The 13,948-nt window shown below is 47.1% G+C and carries 12 protein-coding genes, 2 rRNA genes and 1 other annotated feature (1 of these 15 running past the window's edge); all 14 genes read left to right on the forward strand.

The features are described from left to right. Nucleotides 1–995: ribosomal RNA gene (locus BBI11_RS00460) — 23S ribosomal RNA — on the forward strand (it extends 1,938 nt beyond the left edge of the window). A 65-nt stretch (nt 996–1,060) separates the two neighbouring features. Beyond that, nucleotides 1,061–1,176, forward strand: a 5S ribosomal RNA gene (rrf, locus tag BBI11_RS00465). Between the two features lie 114 nt (nt 1,177–1,290). Then, entirely contained in the window at nt 1,291–1,536 is a 246-nt protein-coding gene (locus BBI11_RS00470) for a hypothetical protein (protein WP_068459619.1), read from the forward strand. A gap of 139 nt (nt 1,537–1,675) precedes the next feature. Further along, complete coding sequence (locus BBI11_RS00475; RefSeq protein ID WP_068459627.1) at nt 1,676–2,161, forward strand: CtsR family transcriptional regulator; 486 nt, start codon at nt 1,676–1,678, stop codon at nt 2,159–2,161. Further along, a complete protein-coding gene (locus tag BBI11_RS00480; protein ID WP_068459628.1) occupies nt 2,158–2,691 on the forward strand; it encodes a UvrB/UvrC motif-containing protein in 534 nt (177 codons plus the stop codon). The genes BBI11_RS00475 and BBI11_RS00480 overlap by 4 nt, the downstream gene beginning before the upstream one ends. Next, nucleotides 2,681–3,772 (forward strand): protein-arginine kinase McsB, encoded by a 1,092-nt coding sequence (locus BBI11_RS00485; protein WP_068459629.1) that lies wholly within the window; start codon nt 2,681–2,683, stop codon nt 3,770–3,772. Before BBI11_RS00480 ends, BBI11_RS00485 begins: the two co-directional genes overlap by 11 nt. Beyond that, nucleotides 3,769–6,213 (forward strand): ATP-dependent Clp protease ATP-binding subunit, encoded by a 2,445-nt coding sequence (locus BBI11_RS00490; protein WP_068459631.1) that lies wholly within the window; start codon nt 3,769–3,771, stop codon nt 6,211–6,213. The genes BBI11_RS00485 and BBI11_RS00490 overlap by 4 nt, the downstream gene beginning before the upstream one ends. Before the next feature lie 59 nt (nt 6,214–6,272). After that, complete coding sequence (radA, locus tag BBI11_RS00495; RefSeq protein WP_068459633.1) at nt 6,273–7,655, forward strand: DNA repair protein RadA; 1,383 nt, start codon at nt 6,273–6,275, stop codon at nt 7,653–7,655. Between the two features lie 103 nt (nt 7,656–7,758). Beyond that, the gene (locus BBI11_RS00500) at nt 7,759–8,859 is read left to right on the forward strand and encodes a PIN/TRAM domain-containing protein (protein WP_068459636.1); all 1,101 of its coding nucleotides are present in this window, start codon (nt 7,759–7,761) and stop codon (nt 8,857–8,859) included. Nucleotides 8,860–8,871: 12 nt separating this feature from the next. After that, nucleotides 8,872–9,567, forward strand: coding sequence for a 2-C-methyl-D-erythritol 4-phosphate cytidylyltransferase (ispD, locus tag BBI11_RS00505; RefSeq protein WP_068459638.1), 696 nt, complete (start codon nt 8,872–8,874; stop codon nt 9,565–9,567). Further along, nucleotides 9,564–10,064 (forward strand): 2-C-methyl-D-erythritol 2,4-cyclodiphosphate synthase, encoded by a 501-nt coding sequence (gene ispF, locus BBI11_RS00510; protein ID WP_058382195.1) that lies wholly within the window; start codon nt 9,564–9,566, stop codon nt 10,062–10,064. The genes ispD and ispF overlap by 4 nt, the downstream gene beginning before the upstream one ends. A 42-nt stretch (nt 10,065–10,106) precedes the next feature. Further along, the gene (gene gltX, locus BBI11_RS00515) at nt 10,107–11,570 is read left to right on the forward strand and encodes a glutamate--tRNA ligase (protein WP_068459640.1); all 1,464 of its coding nucleotides are present in this window, start codon (nt 10,107–10,109) and stop codon (nt 11,568–11,570) included. A 45-nt stretch (nt 11,571–11,615) separates the two neighbouring features. Continuing rightward, nucleotides 11,616–11,828: a binding site (T-box leader), on the forward strand. Between the two features lie 51 nt (nt 11,829–11,879). Next, the gene (gene cysE / locus BBI11_RS00520; RefSeq protein WP_068459642.1) at nt 11,880–12,554 is read left to right on the forward strand and encodes a serine O-acetyltransferase; all 675 of its coding nucleotides are present in this window, start codon (nt 11,880–11,882) and stop codon (nt 12,552–12,554) included. After that, nucleotides 12,551–13,948 carry a cysteine--tRNA ligase gene (gene cysS, locus BBI11_RS00525; RefSeq protein ID WP_068459644.1) on the forward strand — a complete coding sequence of 466 codons (1,398 nt, stop codon included), beginning with the start codon at nt 12,551–12,553 and terminating at the stop codon, nt 13,946–13,948. Before cysE ends, cysS begins: the two co-directional genes overlap by 4 nt.

A 13,948-nucleotide genomic window follows, 5' to 3' on the forward strand; every position in this document is an offset into this window, starting at 1 on the left:
CGGCCGTAACTATAACGGTCCTAAGGTAGCGAAATTCCTTGTCGGGTAAGTTCCGACCCGCACGAAAGGCGTAACGATCTGGGCACTGTCTCAACGAGAGACTCGGTGAAATTATAGTACCTGTGAAGATGCAGGTTACCCGCGACAGGACGGAAAGACCCCGTGGAGCTTTACTGTAGCCTGATATTGAATTTTGGTGCAACTTGTACAGGATAGGTAGGAGCCAGAGAACCCGGAGCGCCAGCTTCGGGGGAGGCGTCGGTGGGATACTACCCTGGTTGTATTGAACTTCTAACCCACAAGCCTTAGCGGCTTGGGAGACAGTGTCAGGCGGGCAGTTTGACTGGGGCGGTCGCCTCCTAAAGAGTAACGGAGGCGCTCAAAGGTTCCCTCAGAATGGTTGGAAATCATTCGCAGAGTGTAAAGGCACAAGGGAGCTTGACTGCGAGACGGACAGGTCGAGCAGGGTCGAAAGACGGACTTAGTGATCCGGTGGTTCCGCATGGAAGGGCCATCGCTCAACGGATAAAAGCTACCCCGGGGATAACAGGCTTATCTCCCCCAAGAGTCCACATCGACGGGGAGGTTTGGCACCTCGATGTCGGCTCATCGCATCCTGGGGCTGTAGTCGGTCCCAAGGGTTGGGCTGTTCGCCCATTAAAGCGGTACGCGAGCTGGGTTCAGAACGTCGTGAGACAGTTCGGTCCCTATCCGTCGCGGGCGCAGGAAATTTGAGAGGAGCTGTCCTTAGTACGAGAGGACCGGGATGGACACACCGCTGGTGTACCAGTTGTTCTGCCAAGAGCATCGCTGGGTAGCTATGTGTGGCCGGGATAAGTGCTGAAAGCATCTAAGCACGAAGCCCCCCTCAAGATGAGATTTCCCATTGCGCAAGCAAGTAAGATCCCTCAGAGACGATGAGGTAGATAGGTTCGGGGTGGAAGCGTGGCGACACGTGCAGCTGACGAATACTAATCGATCGAGGACTTAACCAATAACTGAAATGCGTTTCCGTAATCCAATGTCGATTTATCCAGTTTTGAGCGAACAAGCTCAAAAGTCCAGTGATGATGGCAAAGAGGCCACACCCGTTCCCATCCCGAACACGGAAGTTAAGCTCTTTTGCGCCGATGGTAGTTGGGGGTTTCCCCCTGTGAGAGTAGGACGTCGCTGGGCATCTAATAGAAAGGCCGTTACCGGAAAACCTGGTAACGGCCTTTTTTTATTTTACAATTCAAAAAAGGGTTGAAAATATCAAATAAAGGGAAAAAAGAAATGAGGTGAAGACTTATGAAAGCTGGTTTTTACGAGGTGAAAAAAGTCGATAAAAGAACGGCATTATTAGTCTCATTAAAAGGTTCTGCTGAACAATATACTTACCCCATCGAATATTTCACTCATAACGTAAATGAGGGGGATGTAGTAGAGGTATGGCAAGAGGGGGCGCGTTGGAGAACTAAGTATATTGAAGAAAAAACCCATTCTCTATCCAGTCATACGAAAGACTTCATGAAACGAATGTTGGACCAAGAATAAAAAGTCTCGGGATAATCAGCCCGAGACTTTTTCTATCTCAAACTAAGTATTTGATATCCGCAAAATGCTTATGTATAATTAAGTCAAATATAGTCAAAGTCAATTATTAGCGCATTTACACGTTAAAGAGGTGAAAGCGATGCGGAATATTTCAGACATAATTGAAGGTTATTTAAAAGAGATTATAGAAATAAGCGGTAAGGATCATATTGAAATTAAACGAAGTGAGGTAGCTGAAAAATTTCAATGTGTTCCATCTCAGATTAATTATGTGATCAATACTAGATTTACCTCAGATCGTGGGTACTTAGTTGAAAGCAAGCGTGGTGGGGGCGGATATATTCGTATCCGGAAAGTACGTCTTCATAAAAAGTCAGATTTAATTGCTCAAATTATTAGTCGTCTTGAAGCTGGTGCTTCACAAACGATGGCTGAAGATATTGTGTGGAGGCTTTTGGGTGAAGAAGTCATATCTAAACGTGAAGCTAAATTGATTTTGAGTGCCGTTGATCGTTCTACTCTGGGACTGCCTCTTCCTGTACGAGATGAAGTACGAGCACGAATTTTAGTGGCGATGCTGTTTACTATTCAGTATGAGTCGAACGGGCAAGGAGTGATCAAGTGATTTGTGAGCAATGTGGAGAACGGCCAGCTACAGTCATCGTGAAAGAAAATCAGCAGGGCCATTTAATTGAAAAACACTTCTGCCATGTCTGTGCAGCGGAAAATCATAATATCAACTTTTCTTTTGACCAGGATCCGATGGCGATTCATAACTTATTAGCTAATTGGTTTCCAAAACAGAAATCTGCTGTGAGTCCTGTGCGAAGAGATGCTTTGACTTGTCCAAGATGTGGATTTACTTTCCAAAAATTCTTGAGTCTTGGTAAATTCGGCTGTGCAGAGTGTTACAGCACCTTTTCGCCCCAGTTAACTGAGATTTTGAAACGCGTGCAAAATGGAAATACAGAACATACAGGCAAGATTCCTGCTTCGTATGGAACGACATTGAAAATTAAAAAAGAAATTGAAGAATTGAGAAAGCAAATGCAGGCTGCGATTCAAGAAGAGGATTTTGAAGAAGCTGCAAGGCTACGCGATCAAGTGAAGCTTCTGAATGAAAAGCTTGAAGGAGGTGGGAACATTGGCGATTGACCGTTTCCTTCAACCTCGTGCAAGCAGTTGGATGGCTAATAATGGTGAGCATGTTGATATAGCCATGAGTACGAGAATCCGTCTTGCGCGAAATTTAGAAGAGTTTAAATTTCCATATGCATTTTCTGAAGATGAAGCGTTGAAAGTCGATAAAGCCATTTCTTCAGTCCTATTAGATAAAGGAAAAGAATGCGGATATGATTTTACCCACATCAGTGTCGAAGAGTTAAATGAGCTGCAGCGTGAAGTATTGGTGGAAAAGCATTTAATCAGCCCATATTTAGCGAATAGCCAGCATTCCAGTGCAGTATTATTATCAGATGAAGAAGAGCTCAGCGTCATGATTAATGAAGAGGATCATATGCGAATCCAAAGTTTGCAATCGGGTTTTCATCTACAGGAAGCATACGATATAGCGAATAAAATGGATTCACTTTTAGAAGAACACCTTTCTTATGCTTTTCATGAAAAATTTGGTTATTTGACCAGTTGTCCGACCAATACAGGTACAGGCATGCGCGCTTCTGTTATGCTTCACTTGCCCGCCTTAACCATGTCCCATCAAATCAATCGGATCATCCCGGCTATATCCCGTCTGGGGATGGTTGTAAGAGGGATTTATGGAGAGGGAAGTGAAGCGCTTGGAAATATATACCAGATTTCTAATCAAGTAACGCTAGGGAAATCTGAGTATGAGATTTTGCAGGATTTGCAAAACATGACCGAGCAGATTATCGAACAGGAAAGAAGAGCAAGAGAAGCGTTAAATGCGAATTCTTCGCTGCTTTTGGAAGATAGGGTTTATCGGTCGTTAGGTGTGTTGACCCATGCCCGGCTGTTAAATACAGAAGAGGCAGCCACTTGTTTATCGGATGTCAGGCTTGGCATTGACCTTGATCTGATTACAAACGTTGATATGTCCATATTAAATGAACTGATGGTCTTTATGCAGCCTGCCTTTTTACAGCAGTATGCAGGGCGTCCATTGGAAGCGAAGGAACGGGACCTTGCCCGAGCGGAATTGTTCCGAGAGAGGTTAGCTGATAACGGGATAAATACAAAAGGAGAGGATTTTGCATGATGTTCAACCGATTCACACAACGCGCACAAAAAGTTCTTCAATTAGCCCAAGAAGAGGCAATCCGCATGAAGCACGAATCGATCGGAACTGAGCATATTCTGCTTGGTTTGATCCGAGAAGGTGGCGGAATCGCTGCAAAAGCTCTTGAAGCGATTGAAGTGAATACACAATTGATCGAAGATGGTGTTAAAGAATTAGTGGGAGTCGGAGAAAAAGATGTCGGCCCGATTGTTCATTATACGCCGCGAGCTAAAAAAGTCATTGAACTGTCTGTTGATGAATCTCGTAAGCTTGGCCATTCTTATATCGGAACTGAGCATTTATTGCTTGCGCTTATCCGTGAAGGGGAAGGCGTCGCTGCACGTGTACTCGGCAATGCCGGTGTCAGCTTGAACAAAGCCCGCCAGCAAGTATTGCAGTTGCTTGGCAGTAACGAGCAAGCATCAACTGGCACAAGCCCAAATGCTTCGGCCAACACACCAACTCTAGATGGTCTAGCACGCGATTTGACACAAGTCGCGCGTGAAGGTAGCTTGGATCCGGTGATCGGGCGCAGTGATGAAATCACGCGTGTGATTGAAGTATTGAGCCGTAGAACGAAAAACAACCCGGTATTGATTGGGGAGCCAGGTGTCGGTAAAACGGCCATTGCAGAAGGGCTTGCGCAACAGATTGTTAATAATGAAATTCCAGAAACTTTGCGTGATAAACGCGTCATGGTACTGGATATGGGAACGGTTGTTGCCGGAACGAAATACCGCGGTGAATTTGAAGACCGCTTGAAAAAAGTGATGGATGAAATTCGCCAAGCGGGAAATGTCATTCTCTTCATTGATGAGCTTCATACCTTAATCGGTGCTGGTGGGGCTGAAGGCGCAATTGATGCTTCGAATATCTTGAAGCCTTCCCTTGCACGTGGTGAGTTGCAGTGCATTGGTGCGACCACGCTTGATGAATACCGCAAATACATCGAAAAAGATGCAGCGCTTGAGCGTCGCTTCCAGCCTATCCAAGTGGATGAGCCATCGGTTGAGGAATCCATTGAGATCATCAAAGGGTTGCGTGACCGTTACGAGGCGCATCACCGTGTGAAAATTACCGATGAAGCGATTGTTGCGGCAGCTAAAATGTCTGACCGTTACATTTCCGACCGCTTCTTGCCGGATAAAGCGATTGATTTGATCGATGAGGCCGGTTCAAAAGTGCGCTTGCGTTCGTATACGACTCCACCTGATTTGAAAGAGCTTGAAGCTCGTCTCGAAGCTGCGCGTTCTGAAAAGAATGAAGCGGTACAGAGCCAGGAATTCGAAAAGGCGGCTTCTCTTCGCGATGCCGAGCAGAAACTGAAAGATGAGCTCGATCAGACGAAGAAAGAATGGAAAGAAAAACAAGGCAAAGAAGAATCTGAAGTGACAGTCGAAGATATCGCAAAAGTTGTCTCTATGTGGACAGGCGTGCCGGTATCGAGATTAGCACAGACAGAATCTGATAAATTGCTGAATCTAGAGCAGATTCTCCATAGCCGTGTCATCGGCCAAGATGAAGCAGTGACGTCGATTTCGAAAGCGATCCGCCGTGCACGTGCCGGGTTGAAAGATCCAAAACGTCCGATCGGCTCATTCATTTTCCTAGGGCCTACGGGTGTCGGTAAAACGGAACTCGCGAAAGCTTTGGCCGAGTCAATGTTCGGAGATGAAGATGCCATGATTCGCATCGATATGTCCGAATACATGGAACGCCATACGACTTCACGCCTTGTGGGTTCACCTCCGGGTTACGTTGGATATGAAGAAGGCGGCCAATTGACGGAGAAAGTCCGCAGAAAGCCGTATTCAGTAGTCTTGCTAGACGAAATTGAGAAAGCACACCCTGAAGTCTTCAACATCCTGTTGCAAGTGCTTGAAGATGGCCATTTGACCGATTCGAAAGGACGCCGCGTCGATTTCCGCAATACGGTGATCATTATGACATCGAACGTCGGTGCACAAGAACTGAAATACAATAAATATGTTGGTTTCAACTTGGAAGATTCGAAAACGGATTACAAAGACATGAAAGGCAAGATGCTTGCGGAACTGAAGAAAGCGTTCCGTCCGGAATTCTTGAACCGTGTCGATGATATGATCGTCTTCCATTCACTTGAAAAGAACGACTTGCGCAAGATTGTCGAGCTGATGACGCAGCAGTTGACGGCCCGTTTGAAAGAACAGGACATCGACTTGGAGCTAACCGAAGCAGCGCTTGATAAAATTGCCAAAGAGGGGTATGATCCGGAATACGGAGCACGTCCTTTGCGCCGCTCACTTCAAAAATATGTCGAAGACCGTTTGTCTGAAGAGTTGCTGAAAGGTACAGCGATTGCCGGGCAAAAAATTATCTTCGATGTAAAAGACGAAGAATTCTTCGTCCGTACGAATGAAGAGGCCGTGAAGAAATCGTAACGATATCCCGCCCGCCGGATATAGCTCCGGCGGGCTTTTTCTATATATAGGAGGTAACTATGGCGAAGAAAAAAATAAAGTTCATCTGCCAATCCTGTGGTTATGAGTCTGCGAAGTGGATGGGGAAATGTCCGGGTTGTGCAGCTTGGAATACGATGACAGAAGAGACCGAAGTGGCAGCACCGAAAGGCACGAGAGGCGCATTCCAGCACAGCGCGCCGCAAATTGCCCAAAAAGCGACACCGATCAATTCGATTGAAACAAAAGAAGAGCCGCGAACAAAAACGGAGATGGAAGAGCTCAACCGTGTACTTGGCGGTGGAATCGTTTCCGGGTCGCTCGTGCTAATTGGCGGCGATCCAGGAATCGGGAAGTCCACTTTACTCTTGCAAGTGTCCGCATTGCTTGCGAAAGCGGGCAAGAAAGTGCTGTATATTTCAGGTGAGGAATCCATCCGTCAGACGAAGATGCGGGCAGAGAGGTTAGATGCAGTGTCTGGAGATTTATTGATTTTTGCGGAAACCAATTTGGAGCTGATTCATCATACGATTGAAGAAGTAGAGCCAGATTTTGTGATTGTCGATTCGATTCAGACAGTCTATCATCCGGAAGTGACGTCTGCGCCAGGCAGTGTGACGCAAGTGCGCGAGAGCACAGCGGAATTGATGAGGGTGGCGAAAACCAAAAACATCGCGATTTTCCTTGTCGGCCACGTGACGAAAGAAGGCCAAATTGCAGGACCGCGTATTTTGGAACACATGGTGGATACGGTGTTGTATTTTGAAGGAGAACGTCATCACACGTACCGGATCTTGCGCAGCGTCAAAAACCGTTTTGGCTCGACGAATGAAATCGCGATTTTTGAAATGCTGCAAGGCGGGTTAAAGGAAGTATTGAACCCATCCGAGCTATTTCTACAGGAACGTTCGAGCGGAACGGCAGGATCGACAGTGGTCGCTTCGATGGAAGGGACAAGGCCAATCCTGGTGGAGATTCAGGCATTGGTTACACCATCAAGCTTTAATTACCCGAAGCGGATGGCGACAGGAATTGATCAGAACCGGGTGTCGTTATTGATGGCGGTACTGGAGAAGCGCGTCGGGTTGATGTTGCAGTCACAAGATGCATATATCAAAGTAGCAGGCGGCGTAAAGCTGGATGAACCAGCGATCGATTTAGCAGTGCTCGCGAGCATTGTTTCGAGTTTCCGGGATATTGCGCCGAAAGTAGATGATTGCATTATCGGTGAAGTCGGATTGACTGGCGAAGTGCGGCGGGTATCGCGCATCGAGCAACGCGTGCAGGAAGCGGCGAAACTTGGGTTTAAACGCGCTATTATTCCAAATTCAAATATGGGTGGCTGGGATTTTCCGGAAGGAATACGCGTCGTAGGTGTGGAAACTATAAACGAGGCGCTGAAGGAATTATTCCCACAACAATGAGGGGCAGCAATGCCTCTTTTTTTCTATTCATGGCAGCGTAAGGCTATGCAGAGAGTTTCATATACAAAACGTGTATAATATTAAGGAGAAGGAGGTGCAATGGATGCTTCGAAAAATTATTCAGCTGTTGTTTTTATTAATCGGCGCTACGGTGGGAATTTTGTTTTTGCCATATGCTTTTGAACTTATTTCTATCTCTAATAATTTTTGGATTAACAACCCGTATGTAGCTGCAATTATCGGTGCTGCGATTTTTTATGTATTGTCATTGCTATTCGTCGATTCGATTGTCCATTTTATGAAATGGATGGAAGGCAAACTGCTCCACGCCCCGACGGCGGATCTATTGTTTGGAACGATTGGGTTGATTATCGGCTTGGTAGTCGCTTTTTTGGTCGGCTTCGCTTTGAATACCATTGATGTGCCATTAATCGCTACGGTGGCTCCTATCATTTTATCGGTAGTTTTGGGTTATTTAGGTTTCCAGGTTGGCTTTCAAAAAAGGGACGAGTTGATGGGGATGCTCACGCCTGCCAAATTGCCAAGTGTGAAAAAGGCGGAAGATGATCCAGTGGAACAATCCGCCTATAAATTGCTCGATACGAGTGTCATCATCGACGGGCGCATTGCGGATATTTCTGAAACCGGATTTATGGAAGGGACGTTTGTCGTTCCGCAATTCGTGATCGCTGAGCTTCAACACATTGCCGATTCATCGGATACCTTGAAGCGTACGCGCGGCAGGAGAGGGCTCGATATTTTGAAACGCCTGCAAACAGAGCGTGTCGGTGCGATCATGATCACGGAAGAGGATTTTGGCGATGCTGCGGAAGTCGATATGAAATTGATGCGCGCAGCCCAGAAAATGGGCGGGAAAGTCGTAACGAACGATTTTAATTTAAACAAAGTGTGCGAACTGCACAATGTGCCGGTGTTGAACATTAATGACCTCGCCAACGCGGTAAAGCCGGTGGTCATTCCGGGCGAGGAAATGCATGTGGTTGTCATTAAAGACGGCAAAGAGCAAAACCAAGGCGTCGCGTACTTAGATGATGGCACGATGATCGTGATCGAGGAAGGCAAAGGCCATATCGGCGAGGCGATCGACGTTGTCGTGACAAGTGTGCTTCAGACTTCTGCCGGGCGAATGATTTTTGCCAAACCTAAGGGACTTGCCGTGAAGAAAAATGGATCAAAAAAATAAAGGATGTCTATCATGAAATATACAGTCGTACTACCTGCTGCCGGCAGCGGAAAAAGAATGAAAGCCGAACGCAATAAATTATTGCTCGAGCTTTCGGGTAAGCCGATCTTCATCTATACATTGGAAGTGTTCGATAAAGACCCTCACTGCGAAGGCATGTGGCTTGCGGTCAAAGAAGAGGAACGTCAGCTGATTGAGGATTATGTCGAGCGCTATGCCATCCGGAAAGTCAGGGGCTATGCAACCGGCGGAGCAGAGCGCCAAGATAGCGTACGTGCGGGTCTTGAGTTGGCGGGGCAATCTGAAATCGTACTTGTGCATGATGCGGCGCGCCCATTTATCAGCCCAGTGGTCATCAGGGAATTGGTGGAGCAGGCAAGTGAATCGGGTGCTGCCATTGCTGGTGTGCCAGTAAAAGATACCATTAAAAAAGTACGCGAAGCCGTTATTACGGAAACGGTGGACCGTGAAGAACTATGGATGATCCAGACGCCGCAAGCGTTCCGTTACGACTTGTTGTTGGAAGCGGCGCAACGAGCACAAGCTGACGGATTCCTCGGGACAGACGAGGCGATGCTTGTAGAGCGCATGGGGCATCCGGTACAAATTGTGGAAAGTACGTATGATAACGTTAAGATGACCACACCCGATGATTTGATTTATGGAAAAGCGATTCTTGCGAGTCGATTACAGGAGGAACAGTCATGATACGAATTGGACAAGGATACGATGTGCATCAATTGGCAGAAGGGCGCCCTTTTATTCTAGGCGGCGTTGAAATTGAACACGACCGCGGGCTTCTCGGCCATTCGGATGCGGATGTGCTATTGCACACGATTACAGATGCCGCACTAGGCGCAATTGGCGGGGGCGATATCGGCAAACATTTCCCGGATACCGATCCGGAATTCAAAGATGCCGATTCCAAGAAATTGCTGACGCATATTTGGGAATACGTGAAAGAACAAGGCTATGAGCTTGGCAATGTCGATTGCACGGTTATCGCACAAAAGCCGAAACTTGCACCGTATATCGAGCAAATGCGTGCATCAATTGCGGAATTATTAGAAGCGGATATTTCACAAGTGAACGTGAAAGCGACGACGTCTGAACATCTTGGATTTACGGGTCGCGAAGAAGGCATTGCGGCGCTTGCGGTGATTTTGCTGAACCAACGTCCGCTTTCGCTGGACGTTCCAGAGTGATAGAATAACTAAAGGATAAAGGCAATTTTAGGAGGAAATCAAATGACACAAGAAACACGTGTACGCTATGCACCAAGCCCAACCGGACACTTACATATCGGCGGAGCCCGCACAGCGTTGTTTAACTATTTATACGCACGCCACATGAACGGCAAATTCATCGTTCGGATCGAAGACACGGATACTGCGCGCAATATCGAAACGGGCATCATGTCCCAAATCGATAACTTAAAATGGCTCGGCATCAAGCACGACGAGTCGATTGATGTCGGTGGCGAGTACGGTCCATATCGCCAAATGGAGCGTTTGGATATCTATAAAAAATATGCCGATGAGTTATTGGCGAAAGGCGATATTTACAAATGCTTCTGTACGCCAGATACACTCGAGACAGAACGTGAAGCTCAGCGCGCCTCTGGCATTGCAGCCCCTCAGTACAGCGGAACTTGCCGCAATTTGACGGCAGAAGAAGTGGCTGCAAAAGAAGCGGCCGGCGAGACGTTTTCTCTACGCATGAAAGTGCCGACAGATGTTACGTATAAATTCGATGATATGGTGCGCGGCGAGATTTCATTTGAATCTAAAGATGTTGGCGACTGGGTCGTTGTGAAAACAAATGGCATCCCGACTTATAACTTTGCAGTGGTCATCGATGATCATTTGATGAAGATCACTCATGTATTCCGCGGGGAAGAACATTTGTCGAACACGCCGAAACAGCAAATGGTTTACGACTCGTTTGGCTGGGATCATCCAACTTACGGACATATGACCTTGATCGTTAATGAAGATCGCAAGAAGCTATCGAAACGTGATGAGTCAATCATCCAGTTTATCTCCCAGTACAGAGACCTTGGCTATATTCCAGAAGCGTTGTTTAATTTCTTTGCGCTACTCGGCTGGTCCCCGGAAGGTGAAGAAGAGATCTTCTCAAAAGATGAATTGATCCGCATTTTCGATACCGAGCGTTTGTCGAAGTCACCATCGATGTTTGATAAGCAAAAATTGACATGGATGAATAACCAATACATCAAGCAAATGTCACTTGAGGAAGTCGTTGGCTTGGCATTGCCGCATCTGCAAAAAGCAGGCAAGCTGCCGGAAGATTTGAACGAAGAGCAAACGCAGTGGGCAGAGAAATTGATCGCCTTGTATCATGAGCAATTGAGCTTTGGTGCAGAAATCGTCGAGTTGTCCGATTTGTTCTTTACCGATGATCTTCATTACGGCGAAGCCGAAAAAGAAGTATTGAGCGGTGAGCAGGTGCCGGAAGTCATGGCTGCTTTTAAAGAGCAATTGGCGTCTTTAGATGCGTTCGAACCGGCTGAAATCAAATCCGCAATCAAAGCGGTGCAAAAAGCGACCGGCCATAAAGGGAAAAACCTCTTCATGCCAATCCGCGTCGTGACGACAGGGCAGACACACGGCCCGGAATTGCCGGATGCCATTGCACTTCTCGGCAAGGAAAAAGCGATTGCGCGCGTCGGCCAATACGCAGGGGCATAAAGTTTTGACTTATGCGCATAAGCGTGTACAATGAATTTACCAATTACCAAAACGTTGACGGGAAGAAGTAAGGAAAGCATGCTCCAAAGAGAGGGTCATCACCGGCTGTAAGTGACCCGTGCCGCTGCGTTCCTGAAATGCCTCCCCGAGTGCTGAGTCGAATCAAGTAGACCAGACGTTTGCCTGCGTTAAAGGCTTCGAGAGAAAAGGGCGTGCCCTTTTAATCAGAGTGGAACCGCGCGGGAAAGCGTCTCTGTCAAGCAATTGACAGGGGCGCTTTTTATATTGGAACAGAAAGGAGCAAGCCGCATGTGGAAGTTATTGAAAGAAGATATTGACGTTATTTTTGAACAGGACCCTGCTGCCCGGAGTTATTTTGAAGTGATGCTGACGTATGCCGGTCTGCACGCCATTTGGGCCCACCGGCTGGCGCATTTCTTCTTCAAGAAGAAACTGTTTTTCATCGCGCGGGCGATTTCCCAGGTCAGCCGCTTTTTCACCGGTATTGAAATCCACCCGGGCGCTGTTATCGGCCGTCGGTTGTTTATCGACCATGGCATGGGTGTGGTTGTCGGGGAAACCTGTGAAATTGGCAACGATGTCACACTGTACCAAGGCGTCACACTTGGTGGAACTGGCAAAGAGCGCGGCAAACGCCACCCGACACTCGCAGATAACGTACTCGTCGCGACAGGTGCCAAAGTGCTTGGGTCGATTACGGTCGGTGAAAACTCCAAAGTTGGAGCAGGCTCGGTCGTCTTAAAAGACGTACCTGCGAATTCCACGGTCGTCGGCATTCCAGGAAAAGTCGTCATCCAGGACGGTGTTAAAGTGAAGACTCGTGACTTGAATCATCAGAATATGCCGGATCCTGTAATGGACAAATGCGATGGCATGGAAATGAAAATTGCTGCTTTGCAGCGTGAAGTGGAACAATTGAAACAGCAAAATAATCAGCAGCAGGAAGAAGGGAAGATGTTATGACTATCCAAATTTTTAATTCATTGACGCGCCAAAAAGAAGTATTTGTGCCGCTCGAAGAAGGCAAAGTGAAGATGTATGTGTGCGGGCCGACCGTCTACAACTATATCCATATCGGCAATGCACGCCCTGTCATCGTTTATGACACGGTGCGCCGCCACTTGGAATATCGTGGCTTCGATGTGAAATACGTATCAAACTTCACCGATGTCGATGATAAATTGATCAAAGCCGCGAATGAACTGGGCGAGGAAGTGCCAGAAATTGCAGAACGCTTCATCACTGCCTATTTTGACAACACGAAAGCGCTCGGCTGCGCAGAAGCGGATGTTCACCCACGCGTGACGGGTCATATGCCGCAAATCGTTGAATTTATCGAAGCGCTCATTGAAAAAGGCTATGCCTATGAATCACAAGGCGATGTTTATTACCATACCCGTAAATTTGATGGTTATGGTAAATTGTCCCATCAATCGGTAGACGAACTGAAGATCGGAGCGCGCATCGAAGCAGGGGATAAAAAACAAGATGCGCTCGATTTCGTGTTATGGAAAGCGGCCAAACCCGGTGAGATTTCTTGGGAAAGTCCGTGGGGCAAAGGCCGCCCTGGCTGGCATATCGAATGCTCGGTCATGGCGAGAGAACATCTCGGCGACACGATTGATATTCATGCTGGCGGACAAGACTTGACGTTCCCTCACCATGAAAACGAAATCGCCCAATCGGAAGCTTATACAGGCAAGCCATTTGCGCGTTATTGGATGCATAACGGGTATATTAATATTGAAAACGAAAAAATGTCCAAGTCGCTCAACAACTTTGTATTAGTCAATGACATTTTGAAAGAACTCGATCCGCAAGTACTGCGGTTGTTCATGCTGTCGGTTCATTACCGTCATCCGATCAATTATTCGAGAAGTTTGGTGGAAGATGCCCAAGCAGGAATGGAACGAATCCGCACAGCCTACAGCAATTTGAAGCACCGCTTGGAAAATTCGGCGGGACTTGGCGACCATAACGATATTTGGCTGGACAAAATCAGCACAATCAAACAGGAATTCATTGAAACGATGGATGACGACTTCAATACGGCAAATGCCATTTCTAAATTGTTCGACCTGGCGAAACTGGCGAATACGTACCTGCTCGAGAAGCAGACGGCTGAAGCAGTTTTGAAAACCTTTGTAGAAGTGTTTGATGAGTTGGCGGGAGTGCTCGGTTTGCCATTTCCACAGACGGAGCTCTTGGATGCAGAAATCGAAGCATTGCTAGAAGAACGCATCGAAGCACGCAAAAACCGTGATTTTGCACGATCGGATGAAATTCGCGATCACTTGAAAGAACAAAACATCATTTTAGAAGATACAGCGCAAGGCACGCGTTGGAAGAGAGGCTAA

The sequence above is a fragment of the Planococcus maritimus genome, assembly GCF_001687625.2.
GTDB lineage: Bacteria > Bacillota > Bacilli > Bacillales_A > Planococcaceae > Planococcus > Planococcus maritimus.

Coding starts and splice junctions, on each gene's coding strand:
- ispF (WP_058382195.1), top strand. CDS start 9,564: ATGATACGAATTGGACAAGGATACGATGTGCATCAATTGGCAGAAGGG.
- radA (WP_068459633.1), top strand. CDS start 6,273: ATGGCGAAGAAAAAAATAAAGTTCATCTGCCAATCCTGTGGTTATGAG.
- ispD (WP_068459638.1), top strand. CDS start 8,872: ATGAAATATACAGTCGTACTACCTGCTGCCGGCAGCGGAAAAAGAATG.
- gltX (WP_068459640.1), top strand. CDS start 10,107: ATGACACAAGAAACACGTGTACGCTATGCACCAAGCCCAACCGGACAC.
- BBI11_RS00470 (WP_068459619.1), top strand. CDS start 1,291: ATGAAAGCTGGTTTTTACGAGGTGAAAAAAGTCGATAAAAGAACGGCA.
- BBI11_RS00500 (WP_068459636.1), top strand. CDS start 7,759: ATGCTTCGAAAAATTATTCAGCTGTTGTTTTTATTAATCGGCGCTACG.
- BBI11_RS00490 (WP_068459631.1), top strand. CDS start 3,769: ATGATGTTCAACCGATTCACACAACGCGCACAAAAAGTTCTTCAATTA.
- cysS (WP_068459644.1), top strand. CDS start 12,551: ATGACTATCCAAATTTTTAATTCATTGACGCGCCAAAAAGAAGTATTT.
- BBI11_RS00475 (WP_068459627.1), top strand. CDS start 1,676: ATGCGGAATATTTCAGACATAATTGAAGGTTATTTAAAAGAGATTATA.
- cysE (WP_068459642.1), top strand. CDS start 11,880: ATGTGGAAGTTATTGAAAGAAGATATTGACGTTATTTTTGAACAGGAC.